This is a genomic window from Pseudomonas sp. Pseusp10 (assembly GCF_059492225.1).
Genome location: NZ_CP168528.1, coordinates 72077 through 88257 on the forward strand (window position 1 = coordinate 72077; position 16181 = coordinate 88257).

The 16181-nt window shown below is 60.2% G+C and carries 13 protein-coding genes; 8 read left to right on the forward strand and 5 right to left on the reverse strand.

Features of this window, described 5'->3' with window-relative positions:
- Window positions 1-36 precede the first annotated feature (36 nt).
- The 7 genes from pqqF (at window position 37) to ACEN8Z_RS00360 (ending at window position 7782) form a co-directional block, all read left to right on the forward strand.
- The gene (gene pqqF / locus ACEN8Z_RS00330) at window positions 37-2466 is read left to right on the forward strand and encodes a pyrroloquinoline quinone biosynthesis protein PqqF (protein ID WP_495596429.1); all 2430 of its coding nucleotides are present in this window, start codon (window positions 37-39) and stop codon (window positions 2464-2466) included.
- Between the two features lie 157 nt (window positions 2467-2623).
- Window positions 2624-2698 (forward strand): pyrroloquinoline quinone precursor peptide PqqA, encoded by a 75-nt coding sequence (gene pqqA, locus ACEN8Z_RS00335; protein WP_003444522.1) that lies wholly within the window; start codon window positions 2624-2626, stop codon window positions 2696-2698.
- Between the two features lie 81 nt (window positions 2699-2779).
- Window positions 2780-3691: a pyrroloquinoline quinone biosynthesis protein PqqB gene (gene pqqB, locus ACEN8Z_RS00340; RefSeq protein ID WP_495596430.1), complete on the forward strand. Its 912-nt coding sequence runs from the start codon at window positions 2780-2782 to the stop codon at window positions 3689-3691.
- A gap of 127 nt (window positions 3692-3818) precedes the next feature.
- On the forward strand, window positions 3819-4571 hold the full coding sequence (gene pqqC / locus ACEN8Z_RS00345) for a pyrroloquinoline-quinone synthase PqqC (RefSeq protein ID WP_495596431.1): 753 nt from the start codon (window positions 3819-3821) through the stop codon (window positions 4569-4571).
- Window positions 4568-4843: a pyrroloquinoline quinone biosynthesis peptide chaperone PqqD gene (gene pqqD / locus ACEN8Z_RS00350; protein WP_015097086.1), complete on the forward strand. Its 276-nt coding sequence runs from the start codon at window positions 4568-4570 to the stop codon at window positions 4841-4843. Before pqqC ends, pqqD begins: the two co-directional genes overlap by 4 nt.
- Window positions 4815-5990 (forward strand): pyrroloquinoline quinone biosynthesis protein PqqE, encoded by a 1176-nt coding sequence (pqqE, locus tag ACEN8Z_RS00355; protein WP_495596432.1) that lies wholly within the window; start codon window positions 4815-4817, stop codon window positions 5988-5990. The genes pqqD and pqqE overlap by 29 nt, the downstream gene beginning before the upstream one ends.
- Window positions 5956-7782 carry a S9 family peptidase gene (locus ACEN8Z_RS00360; RefSeq protein ID WP_495596433.1) on the forward strand — a complete coding sequence of 609 codons (1827 nt, stop codon included), beginning with the start codon at window positions 5956-5958 and terminating at the stop codon, window positions 7780-7782. The genes pqqE and ACEN8Z_RS00360 overlap by 35 nt, the downstream gene beginning before the upstream one ends.
- 145 nt (window positions 7783-7927) lie before the next feature.
- On the opposite strand, the gene ACEN8Z_RS00365 is transcribed toward ACEN8Z_RS00360, so the two are convergent.
- Complete coding sequence (locus ACEN8Z_RS00365) at window positions 7928-8086, reverse strand: YqaE/Pmp3 family membrane protein (RefSeq protein WP_003228885.1); 159 nt, start codon at window positions 8084-8086, stop codon at window positions 7928-7930.
- A 205-nt stretch (window positions 8087-8291) separates the two neighbouring features.
- Complete coding sequence (locus tag ACEN8Z_RS00370) at window positions 8292-9575, reverse strand: aspartate aminotransferase family protein (RefSeq protein ID WP_495596434.1); 1284 nt, start codon at window positions 9573-9575, stop codon at window positions 8292-8294.
- 169 nt (window positions 9576-9744) lie between these two features.
- On the opposite strand from ACEN8Z_RS00370, the gene ACEN8Z_RS00375 reads away from it, so the two are divergent.
- Entirely contained in the window at window positions 9745-10674 is a 930-nt protein-coding gene (locus ACEN8Z_RS00375; protein WP_495596435.1) for a LysR family transcriptional regulator, read from the forward strand.
- Window positions 10675-10901: 227 nt separating this feature from the next.
- On the opposite strand, the gene ACEN8Z_RS00380 is transcribed toward ACEN8Z_RS00375, so the two are convergent.
- The 3 genes from ACEN8Z_RS00380 to ACEN8Z_RS00390 form a co-directional block, all read right to left on the reverse strand.
- The gene (locus ACEN8Z_RS00380; protein WP_495596436.1) at window positions 10902-12680 is read right to left on the reverse strand and encodes an acyl-CoA dehydrogenase C-terminal domain-containing protein; all 1779 of its coding nucleotides are present in this window, start codon (window positions 12678-12680) and stop codon (window positions 10902-10904) included.
- 175 nt (window positions 12681-12855) lie between these two features.
- A complete protein-coding gene (locus tag ACEN8Z_RS00385; RefSeq protein ID WP_495596437.1) occupies window positions 12856-14652 on the reverse strand; it encodes an acyl-CoA dehydrogenase C-terminal domain-containing protein in 1797 nt (598 codons plus the stop codon).
- Between the two features lie 85 nt (window positions 14653-14737).
- The gene (locus ACEN8Z_RS00390; protein ID WP_007999141.1) at window positions 14738-16030 is read right to left on the reverse strand and encodes a GGDEF domain-containing protein; all 1293 of its coding nucleotides are present in this window, start codon (window positions 16028-16030) and stop codon (window positions 14738-14740) included.
- Between the last annotated feature and the right edge of the window lie 151 nt (window positions 16031-16181).

Below are 16181 nucleotides of genomic sequence, written 5' to 3' on the forward strand. Positions count from 1 at the left end.
CGCTAGCATTGGCACTTCACTGTTCTGGAAGTGCCCATGCCCGCGCTGAATCACCCTCGCCTCCTCACTGAAACCCTGACCAACGGCTTGCGGGTGACGCTGCGTCATGCGCCGAATTTGAAGCGTTGCGCTGCGGCATTGCGCGTCGCGACCGGCAGCCATGACGTGCCGCTGACCTGGCCGGGGCTGGCGCACTTTCTTGAGCATTTGCTGTTTCTCGGCACCGCGCGCTTTCCCGCCGATCAAGGGTTGATGGCCTACGTACAACGGCATGGTGGACAGTTGAATGCACGCACTAGCGAGCGCGCCACGGATTACTTTTTCGAATTGCCAGCGCAGGCTTTTGCCGGTGGGTTGGAGCGTCTGTCAGACATGCTCGCTCATCCGCGTATGAGTCCGGACGATCAGCAGCGGGAACGGGAGGTGTTACACGCTGAATTTGTTGCCTGGTCCCAGGATGCGGCCGCACAACAGCAATTTTCGCTGTTCGATGGACTGTCACAATTGCATCCGCTTCGCGGTTTCCATGCTGGTAATCGCGACAGTCTGGCGGTGGAGCAACCCGGGTTTCAGCAGGCTTTGCAGGACTTTCATCAGCGGTTTTATCAGACCGGGCAGATGACCTTGAGCCTGGCTGGGCCGCAGAGTCTCGAAGAGCTGAGGGCGCTGGCTGAAGCGTTTGGCAACGTCATCACCAAGGGAGAAAACGTCGAGCAACAAGCTCCTGTGCCACTGATGTCGACGTCAGAAAAAAGTTATCAACAGGCTGGAGAACGGCGTCTGGATTGGCTGTTCGCACTCGAAGCACTGCCCGATTTCTCTGCGCAAGCGCTGGCGTTCCTGTGCCACTGGCTGAATCTGGCAAAACCCGGCGGCTTGTTGGCAAACCTGCGCGAGCGCGGGCTGGCCGATAACCTGAAAGCCCAACCGCTGTACCAGTTCGCCGGGCAAGCTTTGCTGCATATCGAATTCACCCTGCCCGCCGCAACCTCGGCAACAGGCATCCGCGAATGCCTGATGGACTGGCTCGGTTTTTTTGCCGAACAAGACTGGAACCGATTGCGTGAAGAATACGCAACCCTGCTCCAGCGCCAGCAGCAAGTCAGCAGTGCCTTGCAACTGGCCCGACTGGACAGCGAACAGCGCGAAGTCGTGTTATCCGACAAAGGCGTTACAGCCCTCAAGCAAATCCTCCAACAAATTGGAGCTGTGGATAACTTCAGTGGCCCATGGCAATTGCCCGCCCCAAATCCTTTCCTGCGCTGCGAAGCACCGGCACCCAACGCCGGATTGATTCGCGGCCAGACCAGCGCCCACCGCGGCCTGCGTACTTTTGCCCAGGATCGCTCGCGCAGCCGTCGTGAACGTTCTCCGATGCAATTCAGCCAGGCATTCCCGGACAACGGTGCTGAAGGTGCGATCTATCTGCGTTGGCGTCTGGACTCGACTCCCGGTAGCAACCTTCAATCACGGCTGGAAAATAACCTGCATTCGTTGCGAGAAGACGCGCGCCAGGCCGGCGTGGACTTTTCCTTCAGTGCGTCGGGCAACGAATGGTTGCTGAAACTGAACGGGCTACAGGAGCCGATGCCCTCCGTCCTGGAGCATGCGCTCAAAGAACTGACAAAACCTGATGCCACTGTCTCACCATCAGAATCGACGAGCGTTGCGTTAATGCCGATTCGACAACTACTCAAGGTATTGCCCGATCACTGTCTTGGGCACACCGCGAATTCGGATGACGTACAGCAACTCTGGTCAAGTGCGCGCTGGGATGGGCTGGCCTTCGGTTTGTCAGCTCAGACTCAAGCGGCCATGGGTCTGGCCTTGAGCCGCATACCCGGCACGCCGGACAATCAACTGACGGCGCCAGCTTCGATCCATTCACAACGTCTGTGGAGCAATGTCGATACCGCCTCCAGCGAGCACGCGCTGCTGCTGTTCTGTCCGACAGCCACCCAGGAAATGGCCGACGAAGCCGCGTGGCGTTTGCTCGCGCATGTCTGTCAGACGCCGTTCTACCAGCGCCTGCGGGTGGAGCTGCAACTCGGCTATGCGGTGTTCAGCACCCTGCGGCAGATTCACGGACAAACCGGGCTGCTGTTCGGTGTGCAATCGCCAAGCGTTGCGCCGATGGACCTGCTGCAACACATCGAGCAATTCCTGAATCGATTGCCGGAACTGATCAATGCACTCGACGACACCACCTTCACCGCTCAACGCAAGGCCCTGGCGGATCAGTTTTCCAGCGCCACGCTCACCACGGCCCAGGCGGCCGAATTGCTCTGGCAGGGCAAACTGGCTGGCCGCTCGTCGGATTATCTGACGCAATTACCCGAGGCCATTTTGCAGATCGACCGGGCCGCGCTATTGGCTGCGACCCGACGCCTGAATCAGGCCGAGGGCGGCTGGTGCTGCCTGGCCAGCGCCGCCAGCCCGGGCGAGCCATGGCAAGCGGCAAAATGATCGTTACCGGGGCTGTAAGGAGCTTTCTCAAAGTTTCACGGGCAATCTCTTTGAAATTTTGAGTAACATAGCAACCTAACTATCTGGAACATCTCTGACTTGAGGTGGACTATATCTATAGATAGCGCTGTCCCACCCACCTGAAGGAGTTCAATTTATGGCCTGGACCAAACCTGCCTACACCGACCTGCGTATCGGCTTTGAAGTCACCATGTACTTCGCAAGCCGCTAATCTCTACCTTGGTAGACGTGCAGCACAACGCCTCGGTTATCCGAGGCGTTTTATTTTCAGTGTTGAAATGATGGAGCGTCCATGTTTGTCCAGATTCTAGGTTCCGCTGCCGGCGGCGGCTTCCCCCAGTGGAACTGCAACTGCGTGAACTGCGCAGGCTTTCGCGACGGCAGCCTGCGGGCCAAGGCGCGGACGCAGTCGTCCATCGCGATTTCCGATGACGGCGTGAACTGGGTGCTGTGCAACACCTCCCCGGACATCCGCGCCCAGCTCCAAGGCTTCGCCCCGATGCAACCGGGCCGCGCCCTGCGCGATACCGGGATCGGCGCGATCATCCTGATGGACAGCCAGATCGACCACACCACCGGCCTGCTCATGCTGCGCGAAGGTTGCCCGCATCAGGTGTGGTGCACCGACATGGTCCACGAAGACCTGAGCAGCGGCTTTCCGCTGTTCACCATGCTGACTCACTGGAACGGCGGGCTGAACTGGAACCGCATCGAGCTCGATCAAAGCTTCACCATCCCCGCCTGCCCGAACCTGCGTTTCACCCCGCTGCCTTTGCGCAGTGCCGCACCGCCGTACTCGCCGCACCGTTTCGACCCGCACCCGGGCGACAACATCGGCCTGATCGTCGAAGACCGGGGCACGGGTGGCAAACTGTTCTACGCACCGGGTCTGGGCAAGGTGGATGCGGCGCTGCTGGAGATCATGGCCGGCAGCGATTGCCTGCTGGTCGATGGAACGTTGTGGGACGACGATGAAATGCAGCGTCGCGGCGTCGGCACCCGCACCGGGCGCGAGATGGGCCACCTGGCGCAGAACGGCCCCGGCGGCATGCTCGAGGTGCTGGAGCAACTGCCGGAACAGCGCAAGGTGCTTATCCACATCAACAACACCAACCCGATTCTCGATGAGGATTCGCCGGAGCGGGCGGAGCTGGATCGGCGCCAGATTGAAGTGGCATTCGATGGCATGAGTATTGTGTTGTAGCGGATGGCCCTATCGCGAGCAAGCTCGCTCCCACAGTTGACCGCATTCCCCTGTGGGAGCGGGCTTGCCCGCGAAGGCGTCCGACCAGACACCAGAGATTTCAACGGTTGCGCACCGGAGAACCGCAATGACTGACACCCCGATGTCCCCCGCCGAATTCGAAGCGGCCCTGCGCGCCAAAGGCGCCTACTACCACATCCATCACCCCTACCACGTGGCGATGTATGAAGGCCGGGCCACCCGCGAACAGATTCAGGGTTGGGTCGCCAACCGCTTTTACTATCAGGTGAACATTCCCCTGAAAGACGCGGCGATCCTCGCTAACTGCCCTGACCGCGAGATCCGCCGCGAGTGGATTCAGCGCCTGCTCGACCACGACGGTGCGCCCGGTGAAGACGGCGGCATCGAAGCCTGGCTGCGCCTGGGCCAGGCCGTGGGCCTCGACCCGGACCAGTTGCGCTCCCAGGAACTGGTGCTGCCCGGTGTGCGCTTCGCCGTCGACGCTTACGTCAACTTTGCTCGCCGGGCCAGTTGGCAGGAAGCCGCGAGCAGCTCGCTGACCGAACTGTTCGCCCCACAGATCCACCAATCGCGCCTGGACAGTTGGCCCCGGCACTACCCATGGATCGACCCGGACGGCTACGAGTATTTCCGCACGCGCCTGGGCCAGGCACGGCGTGATGTCGAGCATGGTCTGGCGATCACGTTGCAGCACTACACCACCCGAGAAGGCCAGGAGCGCATGCTGGAAATTCTCCAGTTCAAACTGGACATTCTTTGGAGCATGCTCGATGCCATGAGCATGGCCTACGAACTGAAACGCCCGCCGTATCACAGCGTGACCGGGGAGCGGGTCTGGCACAAAGGAATCACCTTATGAGTTTCGATCGCAGCAAGACCCCGACCTGGCGCCCCGGCTACCGCTTCCAGTACGAACCGGCGCAAAAAGGCCACGTGCTGCTGTACCCGGAAGGCATGATCAAACTCAACGAAAGCGCCGCGCTGATCGGCGGTTTGATAGACGGCGAGCGGGATGTTGCGGCGATCATCAATGAGCTCGACCAACAGTTCCCCGGCGTACCCGAGCTCGGAGACGACATCGAGCAATTCATGGAGGTTGCCCGTGCGCAGCACTGGATCGAACTTGCCTGATTCCGTGTCAGAAAAGTTACCGCCCAAACCGGAAATCGGCCTGCCACTGTGGCTGTTGGCCGAGCTGACTTATCGCTGCCCGCTGCAATGCCCGTACTGCTCCAATCCGCTGGACTTCGCCGAGCAAGGCAAAGAGCTGAGCACCGAGCAGTGGATCAGGGTGTTCCGCGAAGCACGGGAGATGGGCGCCGCGCAGCTGGGCTTTTCCGGTGGCGAGCCGCTGGTGCGTCAGGACCTCGCCGAGCTGATTGCCGAAGCCCGCAAACTGGGTTTCTACACCAACCTGATCACCTCCGGCATTGGCCTCACCGAGCAGAAAATCGGCGACTTCAAGAAGGCCGGCCTCGATCACATCCAGATCAGTTTCCAGGCCAGCGACGAGCAGGTGAACAACCTGCTGGCCGGTTCGAAAAAGGCCTTCGCGCAGAAACTGGAAATGGCCCGGGCGGTGAAGGCCCACGGTTATCCGATGGTGCTGAACTTCGTGACCCATCGGCACAACATCGACCAGATCGACCGCATCATCGAGCTGTGCATCGCGCTGGAAGCGGACTTCGTCGAGCTCGCCACGTGCCAGTTCTACGGCTGGGCGCAACTCAATCGCGTCGGGCTATTGCCGACCAAAGAGCAACTGGTGCGCGCCGAACGCATCACCAACGAGTACCGCGCCAAACTGGAAGCCGAAGGGCATCCGTGCAAGCTGATTTTCGTCACCCCGGACTACTACGAAGAACGCCCGAAAGCCTGCATGAATGGCTGGGGCAGTATTTTTCTGACGGTCACGCCAGACGGAACCGCCCTGCCCTGTCACGGTGCCCGACAGATGCCGGTGCAGTTTCCCAACGTGCGCGATCACAGCATGCAGCACATCTGGTACGACTCATTTGGCTTCAACCGTTTCCGCGGCTACGACTGGATGCCCGAACCGTGCCGCTCCTGTGACGAGAAAGAAAAAGACTTCGGCGGCTGCCGCTGCCAGGCGTTCATGCTCACCGGCGATGCCAGCAACGCCGACCCGGTGTGCAGCAAGTCGCCACAACACAGCGTGATCCTCAAGGCTCGCGAAGAAGCCGAGCACGCGACCCAGACCATTGACCAACTGGCCTTTCGCAATGAACGAAACTCACGCCTCATCGCCAAAAGCTGAACCTTTCAGCGCTGCCAAAGCCGTGGCCGCCGGTATCGACTTTGCCGAACTGCAGGTCGGTCGACAGGGCCTGTTCTGGAACGAGTACCGCCCCGAAGACGCGGCGTGCCGGATCTGGCATTGGCGTGACGGTGCAGCGAAATGTATGACGCCACCGGGGTTCAGCGTGCGCAGCCGGGTGTACGAATATGGCGGTGGAGCGTTTTGTCTGACTGACAACGGCGTTGTTTTCGTCAACGAGGCCGACCAGCAGTTGTATCGGCAATCACTGCAAGGCGAATCGCCCGAAAGGCTGACGTCCGGTGCGTGCCGGTATGGCGATTTACAGTTCGCCCACGGGCAGGTACTGGCAGTCGAGGAGCATCGCGATCAACACCGACTGGTGGCAATCGATCTGTTGGATGGCGCACGTCACTTGCTGGCCGAAGGTGCTGATTTTTACGCCGCGCCGACGCTGAGTCCTGATGCCCGGCGTCTGGCCTGGATCGAATGGGATCACCCGGATCAGCCATGGACCGCGACCCGTTTGATGGTTGCCGAACGCCTGGCCGATGGCGGTTTTGCCGAGGCCCGTTGTGTGGCGGGCGACGGCACTCAAGAGTCTGTGCAACAACCGCGGTTTGATGCCGACGGTCGCTTGTATTGCCTGACGGATCGCGCGGGTTACTGGCAGCCCTGGATGGAATCCGAAAAAGGCCTGAGCCCATTACCAAGTGCCACCGCCGACCATGGCCCTGCGCCCTGGCAACTTGGCGGCAGCACCTGGTTGCCGCTGGGCGACGATAGTTATCTGGCCAGTTGGACCGAAGGCGGGTTCGGCCGATTGGGCGTATGCGGCGATTCCGGCGCAGACTTTACCGGTGACTACAGCCGCTTCCGCCATCTTGCCGTGGATGATCAGTTCATCTATTGCATCGCGGCGTCGCCGGTCAGTTCAACCGCCGTCATCGCTATCGACCGCCAGAGCCGACAAGTGAGAGTACTGGCCGGCGGCATCGCACCGCTTCCCCCCGAACAGATCAGCCGCCCGCAAACCTTGCGCTACCCGAGTGGCTCAGGCGAAGCTCACGGCTTTTTCTACCCGGCGATGACCGGCAAGGCGAAACCGCCGTTGGTGGTGTTCGTCCATGGCGGCCCGACCTCGGCGTGCTACCCGATGCTCGATCCGCGTATCCAGTACTGGGCACAGCGGGGCTTCGCCGTGGCCGACCTCAACTATCGCGGCAGCAGCGGTTATGGCCGGGCCTATCGCCAGGCGCTACACCTGAGCTGGGGCGATGTTGATGTGCAAGATGCCTGCGCTGTGGTCAGTTACCTCAACCAGCGAGGCTTGATCGACGGCGACAAGACCTTCATCCGCGGCGGCAGCGCCGGCGGCTACACCACCCTTTGCGCCCTGGCCTTTCACAACGTGTTCCGCGCCGGCGCCAGTCTGTATGGTGTCAGCGACCCGGTGGCGCTGGGGCGCGCGACCCACAAATTCGAAAGCGACTATCTGGATTGGTTGATTGGCGATCCGCTGCTGGACGCCGAACGCTACGCGGCCCGCACGCCGCTGCTGCATGCCAGCAACATCCGCGTGCCGGTGATCTTCTTTCAAGGTGAACTGGATGCCGTGGTCGTCCCGCAGCAGACCCGCGACATGGTTACGGCGCTGCAGGACAACGGCATCCTGGTCGAAGCGCATTACTACGCAGACGAACGCCATGGCTTTCGCAAGGCCGGCAATCAGGCCCATGCGCTGGAGCAGGAGTGGTTGTTTTATCAACGGGTGATGGATTCAGTGGGCTGAAGCCTGCGCTCATTGCCGAAACGGCGGCGTCCCCTTCGCGGGCAAGTCGGATCGCCGCACCGCCGCTCCCACAGGTTCTGTGGCGTGCACAAATCCTGTGGGAGCGGGCTTGCCCGCGAAGGCGGCCGACCTTCCGCCGCGAAACTCAGCGCTTGGCGATGATGTACACCGCATGCACGATCCCCGGAATGTAACCGCACAACGTCAGCAGAATATTCAGCCAGAACGCCCCGCCGAATCCTACTTGCAGAAATACGCCCAGTGGCGGCAACAGGATGGCGATGATGATGCGAATAAAGTCCATGGGGCAGCTCCTTATTGGGGTGGACTCGTTCGAGCCCTACAGCTAATCGACCTGTGCCGTTTGTCAGGGTTCAGTCCCTCTATTCCCAAGCTCCGCCCCTTCATTGAATTTCGCAGACAAAAAAACGCCCCACGCCAAAAGTGTTGGGCGTAGGGCGTGCGTTTTACCGCGAGACGGTTCGGGAATGCGTGTAGGGCGCGTCTGATCAGACGGCAATGCCTTTGCGGCACTGCAGTTGCGCGGTGCGTACTCGGGAGAAGGCGCGCGCCAGGCGCAGAAGCATTTCGTCGATGTTGGCGTGGCTGACATTAAGCGCAGGGGTAAGACGCAGGCAATCGGCTTGCGGGGCATTGAGCAGCAGGCCTTCGTACAGCGCAGCCTTGACTACCGCGCCGGCGGAATCCTCCGACAGCGTCAGCCCCCAGAGCAGCCCTTGTCCGCGCAACTCGCCGTGACCGTAACGATGGGCCAAACGCCCCAAACCTTCACGCAGGTGTTGACCGGTTTCTGCGACGTGTTTGAGGAAGCCCGTGTCCTGCACCGTATCGAGCACCGAAAGTCCCGCAGCGGTCATCAGCGCATTGCCGTGATGAGTGCCGGTTACCTCGCCCGTTTCGAAACAGCAAGCCTTGCCCCGCGCCAGCAACGCGGCCAATGGCACACCGCCGCCCAGCCCTTTGCCGAGCACGACGATATCCGCCGCTACGCCATAGGACTGTTCCGCAAGCAAGGTGCCACAACGGCCGATGCCGGTTTGCACTTCGTCGAAGATCAGCAAAATGCCGAGTTCACGGCACAAGCGTTCGACGCCCTTGAGGTAATGCGCGGTGGCCGGGATCACGCCGGCTTCGCTCTGGATCGGCTCGAGCATGATCGCTACGGTCCGTTCATCGACCGCCTCATGCAACGCTGGCAGATCATTGAATGGAACACGGCTGAAGCCCGGCAATTGCGGCTCGAACCGGTTGATTAATGCCGAACTGTCCGACGCCGAAATCGTCGCCAGGCTACGGCCATGGCAACCGTTGCTGGCCACAATGATGCGCGACGCACCACCGCGATGCTGCTGACCCCATTTGCGCGCCAGTTTGATCGCCGCCTCACAGGCTTCGCTGCCGGTATTGAGCAGGTAAACCTGATCACTGCCAGTACTGGCACACAGTTGCTCGGCGAGGCTGAGCATGCCGCGGTTATGCAGGCCGAATCCCGGATTGATCAGCGATTGCGCCTGGGCGGTGATTGCGTTGACCAGTACCGAAGGACTGTGACCAAGGCTGTTGGCCCCGCCTCCCTGGGAAAAATCCAGATAGGCACGGTCATCGCTGTCCCACAACCATGAACCCTGACCACGCACAAACACCTGTTTCGGCCGCTCGACACTGGGCATCAAGTACTCGCTGGAAAGGTTACTGCCTTGGGTTGGCAGGGAGGCGTCCATGACCAGATCATCAAGGCTGGGAGGACTGCGACGCAGACTGAACAGATTCAACTGAAAAAACCTCTTTTGAGGTTTTTTGCCTTACCTATGTAAACACCATCGAAGCAAACGGTATTCATCGCGCTCTGTGGCCCTGTAAGCCCTGTGAATGCGGTTAGACTAGGCTCAGACGAGGCATTCAGCCATTTCGATTTCCCAGCATTTTCGATAAGCACTACTTATGGATTTCAAACAACTGCGTTATTTCGTCGCGGTCTATGAAGAAGGCCACGTGGGCCGTGCCGCCGAGCGCCTGTCCATCTCCCAGCCGGCGCTGTCCCAGCAGATCCGCCACCTCGAACAAAACCTCGATGTGAGCCTGTTCGAACGCAGTAGCAAACGCCTGTTGCCGACCCTCGCAGCGCACACGCTGTACAACCACGCCCTGCCTTTGCTCGATGGCCTGCAACGGGCACGGGAAGCGCTCGGCAACTTCAAGGGTCAGGCGCTGCGCACCCTGGCCATCGGTGTATTGCAAACCGTGCATACCAGCCTCGTTCCGCAAATGCTCGAGCGGGTGCGCAAGGCGCAGCCGCATCTGGTGGTGCAGATCTATGAACTGACCGGCCTGGAAATCGAGCGGCGACTGCTCAACGGCTCACTGGACATCGGCATCAGCTACCTGCCACCCCGCCAGCCTGGCTTGCATGGCGTGATGCTGTACGAAGATGAACTGACCCTGGTCGTCCCCGCGGAGCATCCGCTGCGTGAATTCAAGAAAGTGTCCATGCGCCAGGCCGCCGAACTGCCGATGTTGTTGCTGGGCGAGGAATTTCAAATAAGACAGATCTGGCAGGCACAACTGGCAAGCCTCGGACGACGCCCGCAGGTGCAAGCCGAACTGAACAACATGGCCGGGATCCTCGACAGCCTGCCGCACACGCGCCTTGCGACGGTGCTGCCCGGACGCTCGCAAAAGACTCATGGCAACCACGAGTTGCTATGGAAGCCCCTGAGCGAACCACGAGTGCCGCTGAAAGTCGGTTTGGTGTGTCGGGATGTGCAACGGCAGCAGGCCTCGCTGGCATTGCTGCGGACATTGCTGGAAGAAGTGATAAACGGCCCGGATGAACGTTTGAATAGCGCGCAAGCTCTGGAAGGGGCGAGCTGAAAACTTTTCTTCAGGCAAAAGAAAACCCCGCCGAAGCGGGGCTTTGCAGACTGTTTCCCTGACATCCATTTCACTCCGCCGTCCTGGCAGAATCCTACGTGTCCCTGTTGTTGCTTTGCGCTTCCTGCGCTACGTCCATGTGAAGTAGATTAGCTCTGGATCCAATTTGCATCTATGGGAGAAGAGCAGCACGTTGCGTAAGAGAATGCTTACAAAATACTACTGCCTCAAAATTGCCCTGCATCCAGCAGGAACAACGATTCACTACCGGCCTTCACCGACGCGCTCAACGAGTGAATGCGCGGCAACAGACGGGCGAAATAGAACCGCGCAGTGCCCAGTTTGCTGGCGTAGAAATCGTCTTGCGCTTCCTTGCCGAAAGCCGCCTTGGCCATCAGGGCCCACATGTAGGCGTACGCCACGTAACCGAACACCTGCAGATACTCGACCGACGCTGCGCCGATTTCGTTCGGATTGTTTTTTACCCGATCCAGCAACCACGCGGTCAATTCATCGAGAGTGGTAACAGCATCGTTCAGCGGCTTGGTGAACTCGGCGAGGTCCGCGCTGGCGGTCGCCGTGAAGTGACGAATCTCGTCGGCGAACAGGTTGTAGAACGCCCCGCCGCTACCCACGATTTTGCGCCCGACCAGGTCCAGCGCCTGGATGCCGTTGGTGCCTTCGTAGATCTGGGTGATGCGCACGTCGCGTACCAGTTGCTCCTGGCCCCATTCACGAATGTAACCGTGGCCGCCGAAGACCTGCTGGCCGTGAACGGTGGTTTCCAGGCCCAGGTCGGTCAGGAACGCCTTGGCCACCGGGGTCAGCAACGCCACCAAGTCTTCCGCACGCTTGCGGGTGGCGGCGTCTTCGCTGAACTTGGCGGTGTCCAGTTGCATCGCCACGTAGGTGGAAAACGCTCGGCCACCTTCGTTCGAGGCTTTCATGGTCAGCAGCATGCGACGCACGTCCGGGTGGACGATAATCGGGTCAGCCACTTTGTCCTTGTTCTGCGCGCCAGTCGGCGAACGGCTTTGCAGACGGTCACGGGCGTATTCCACGGCGTTCTGGTACGAGCGCTCGCCAGTAGCCAGGCCCTGGATACCGACGCCCAGTCGCTCGTAGTTCATCATGGTGAACATGGCCGCCAGGCCTTTGTTCGGCTCGCCGACCAGGTAACCCACGGCCTCATCGAAGTTCATCACGCAGGTCGCGGACGCCTGGATGCCCATCTTGTGTTCGATCGAACCACAGCTCAAAGTGTTGCGCGCACCCAGGCTGCCATCGGCATTGACCATGAACTTGGGTACCAGGAACAGCGAAATGCCTTTCGGACCCGCCGGTGCATCCGGCAGCTTGGCCAGCACCAGGTGGATGATGTTTTCGGTCAGGTCGTGTTCGCCACCGGTGATGAAGATTTTGGTGCCGCTGACCTTGTAGGAACCGTCGGCCTGAGGCTCGGCCTTGGTGCGAATGATCCCCAAGTCTGTACCGGCGTGCGGCTCGGTCAGGCACATGGAACCGGCCCAGATGCCGGCGTACATGTTCGGCAGGTACGCCGCTTTCAGCTCTTCGCTGGCGTGGGCGTTGATCGACAGGCAAGCGCCGGCGGTCAGCATCGGATACAGACCGAACGACAGGCTGGCGGAGTTGACCATTTCTTCGACCTGGGCCGAAACGGCTTTGGGCATGCCCATGCCGCCGTAGGCAGGATCACCGCCGACACCGACCCAACCGCCTTCAGCGTAGGTCTGATAGGCCTGTGGGAAACCTGCCGGCGTGGTGACGGCACCGTCCGCCCAATGGCAACCTTCTTCGTCCGCTGCACGGCTCAGCGGTGCGATGCTTTTGCCGGTGACTTTGCCGGCTTCTTCCAGGATGGCTTCGACCGTTTCTGCATCGACGGTTTCAGCCAGTGCAGGCAGCTCGGCCCAGAGTTTGACGACCTCGAAAACTTCATTGAGGACGAAGCGCATATCGCGCAGGGGCGCTTTGTAGTCAGCCATGGCAAACCTCGCAAGATCTATACAGGTGATTCACAGAAAGAGTGTTTTCGTTAGGCCGGAGTGTACCCCAACAACTTTTGTGACACATAGGGTCAGCTCATGACCGATTTGTAATTTTTAGTCATCAACAAAAAAGCCCACACAAGGCGAGCTTCTTTGTAACGGATTTATATGACTAAAGCGCAAACAACTCCGCCGGCAGTTGCATCAGGCAATCGCTCCCCGCTTCGATGGCCGCCCGATGAGCGGCGGTGCGTGGCAACAGGCGCTTGAAGTAAAACTCGTTGGTTGCCAGTTTGCCCCGGCAGAAATCGCCATCGCCACTGCCAGTATCGAGTTGCGCCTGAGCCACGAGCGCCATGCGCAACCACAGGTAGCCGAGGATGATGTAACCGCTGTACATCAGGTAATCCACCGACGCGGCACCGACTTCGTCGGGGTTTTTCATCGCCGCCATGCCGACCTTGGTGGTCAGCTCACCCCACTGCTGATTCAGTTGATTGAGCTGCGCCACATACCCGGCCAATTGTGGATGTTCGGCGTTCGCCGCGCAGAACTTGTGGACGATTTTGGTGAAGCCGCGCAGCAGCTTGCCCTGACTGCCGAGTACCTTGCGCCCAAGCAAGTCCAGCGCCTGAATGCCGTTGGTGCCCTCATAGATCGGCGCGATCCGGCAGTCGCGCACCAGTTGCTCCATACCCCATTCGCGAATGAACCCGTGGCCGCCAAACACCTGCATGCCGTGGTTGGTCACCTCCAGCCCGGTATCGGTCATGAAGGCTTTGCAGATCGGCGTGAGGAACGCCAGCAAGTCTTCGGCTTCCTGACGCGCCGTTTCATCCGGACTCAGGTGTGCAACATCGAGCAACTGCGCGGTGAAGTAAGTCAGCGCGCGATTGCCTTCGTTGAAGGCTTTCATGGTCAGCAACATCCGCCGCACATCGGGATGCACGATGATCGGGTCGGCGACTTTCTCCGGCGCTTTCGGACCGGTCAGCGCACGCATCTGCAAACGGTCGTTGGCGTATTTGATTGCGCCCTGGAAGCTCGCCTCGCCCAGACACAGCCCTTGCATGCCGGTGCCCAGCCTTGCGTGGTTCATCATGGTGAACATGCAGTTCAGGCCCTTGTTCGGCTCGCCGATCAAGAAGCCCTTGGCCCCGTCGAAGTTCAGCACGCAGGTGGCCGAGGCCTTGATGCCCATTTTGTGTTCGATCGAGCCGCAGGACACGCCGTTACGCTCACCCGCTTCGCCCGTCGCGTCGGGCAGGAACTTGGGCACGATGAACAGCGAAATGCCCTTGGTCCCGGCCGGTGCGTCCGGCAATTTGGCCAGCACCAGATGAATGATGTTGGCGCTCATGTCGTGCTCACCGGCCGAAATGAAGATCTTGCTGCCGGAGATCGCATAGCTGCCATCGGCCGCAGGCACGGCCCGGGTCTTGATGATGCCCAGGTCGGTGCCGCAATGGGCTTCGGTCAGGCACATGGTGCCGGTCCATTGGCCAGCGGTGAGCTTCTTCAAATAGGTCTGCTTTTGCTCCTCGGTGCCATGGGCGTGGATCGCCGACATCGCACCGTGGGTCAGCCCGGGGTACATGCCCCATGAGGTGTTGCTGGAGCCCACCATTTCGCTGATCACCAGACCCAGAGAGATCGGCAACCCTTGACCGCCGTAAACCGGATCCGCCGCCAGGCCATGCCAGCCGCCCTCGACATATTGGGCAAATGCCTGCTTGAAGCCCGCCGGCGTGGTGACCACGCCATTGTCGAAATGGCAGCCTTCTTCATCGCCGCTTCGGTTGAGCGGCGACAGCACGTTTTCGCAGAACTTCGCGCCTTCTTCGAGGATCGCATTGACCATGTCCGGGCTGGCATCGGTGGCCCCCAGCGCGGCGTAGTTACTGTGAAAGTCGAAGACGTGGTCGATCAGAAAGCGCATGTCGCGCAAGGGAGCTTTGTACTCGGGCATGGTCATTCTCCGTCGGCAGATTTCTCCAACCTACTGCTGCCGACCACGCCTCACAATCACTTTCCGCTCGCTGAATGCGCCATCATCACTCAACCGTAGCGGCGTCCCTGCGCACGGCACCACGGCGGTTCTGCCCGAATGCCATCACACAGTTGCGCCCGGCGCCCTTGGCGCTATAAAGCGCCTGGTCAGCGGACTTGAGCACCTCTTCGGGGGCGCGCTGTTCGATCCGTTCGGCAACGCCGATACTGACCGTCACCGATACACTCGATGCACTGGAACCGGCACGCCGCTGGCGCCCCTGATTGTCATCCTGCGGGCGGTTTTCCTGATTACGCAGCTGAATGTTGTAAGTGGCGATGGACTCGCGGATGACTTCCAGGTGCGGCATGCACTCTTCGAGGGTCTTGCCTGCAAACACCAGGGCAAATTCCTCGCCGCCATAGCGATACGCCTTACCGCCACCGCCGATTTTCGACAGCTTGCTCGCCACCAGCCGCAGCACCTGGTCGCCGACGTCATGGCCGTGGGTGTCGTTGAATTTCTTGAAGTGGTCGACGTCGCTCATGGCCAACACGTAGTTGCGCCCCAGCCGTTGCATGCGTTCATTCAGCGCACGACGGCCCGGCAGCCCGGTCAGTTCGTCACGGAAGGCCATTTGGTAGGCTTCGTGGGCAACGGCGGCGGCGATCATCAGCATCACCTGGCTGCACATGATGTTCAGCGTGAACGGCAGGATGAAGGTTTTCGGCAACATCCAGAACAACCCGAGCAACCCCACCAATTGCGCGGCATGCAGCGGCCGCGGATTGCGCCAGTATTGCCAGGCCAGCAGCACAAACGCGGCAATGAACACCGGATAGGACAGCTGGATCAGGCTCATCCACGCACCATGTAATGCGGGCCAACGGATCTCCGACAACCAGATCAGCAGCGCATGTGGATAACTTTGCTCAAGCCCCAGCGCCACGCTGCCGACTGCCAGCAATACTGCGAAACGCGCCACCATGTCCTGGAACAGATGGGTGCGTTCCTGCCACGCCGCGAACACGCCAAACAGCAGCGGCAGCAGCAGGCAACACAAGTGAAAGACCACGGCGGCATCGTCACGCACCTTGCCGTTGTCGCGGTAATAGTCGGTCTGGGTGTCGAGCAGGAAGTAGGCGATGTACACCGTGACCATCAGAAACAGTTCACGCTGGCGTCGGTACACCGCGCAATAGGCACCACCGAGTAACAACACCAGGGTGGGCAGCACGTTGAACAACGACGTGAAGAAGACGTTCAGATCCTTGATGTACGCAGCCGCAAGCCCCGCCAGCAACAGCAGTAATGACGGCAGGAAATGACTGAAACGCACAGCGGAAGAACGCAGCAAGGGTAAAGCTCCGGCCCGTCAGTTCAAAAGATGGCATTGTGCCCACCACTTTAACGGCAGCCCCTCCGATTTGCTGAGTGAAATACTGAGGTATTTGTAAAAGGTCGTCACTGGCGTCCATCAGCCGCCAGTGACGCAGGGGCAAATACGG

Excerpts from the sequence above, each read along its gene's own strand:
- pqqB (WP_495596430.1), top strand. The coding sequence starts at position 2,780 with ATGTTTGTCCAGATTCTAGGTTCCGCTGCCGGCGGCGGCTTCCCCCAG.
- ACEN8Z_RS00380 (WP_495596436.1), bottom strand. The coding sequence starts at position 12,680 with ATGGCTGACTACAAAGCGCCCCTGCGCGATATGCGCTTCGTCCTCAAT.
- pqqF (WP_495596429.1), top strand. The coding sequence starts at position 37 with ATGCCCGCGCTGAATCACCCTCGCCTCCTCACTGAAACCCTGACCAAC.
- pqqC (WP_495596431.1), top strand. The coding sequence starts at position 3,819 with ATGACTGACACCCCGATGTCCCCCGCCGAATTCGAAGCGGCCCTGCGC.
- ACEN8Z_RS00375 (WP_495596435.1), top strand. The coding sequence starts at position 9,745 with ATGGATTTCAAACAACTGCGTTATTTCGTCGCGGTCTATGAAGAAGGC.
- ACEN8Z_RS00360 (WP_495596433.1), top strand. The coding sequence starts at position 5,956 with ATGAACGAAACTCACGCCTCATCGCCAAAAGCTGAACCTTTCAGCGCT.
- ACEN8Z_RS00385 (WP_495596437.1), bottom strand. The coding sequence starts at position 14,652 with ATGCCCGAGTACAAAGCTCCCTTGCGCGACATGCGCTTTCTGATCGAC.
- pqqD (WP_015097086.1), top strand. The coding sequence starts at position 4,568 with ATGAGTTTCGATCGCAGCAAGACCCCGACCTGGCGCCCCGGCTACCGC.
- ACEN8Z_RS00365 (WP_003228885.1), bottom strand. The coding sequence starts at position 8,086 with ATGGACTTTATTCGCATCATCATCGCCATCCTGTTGCCGCCACTGGGC.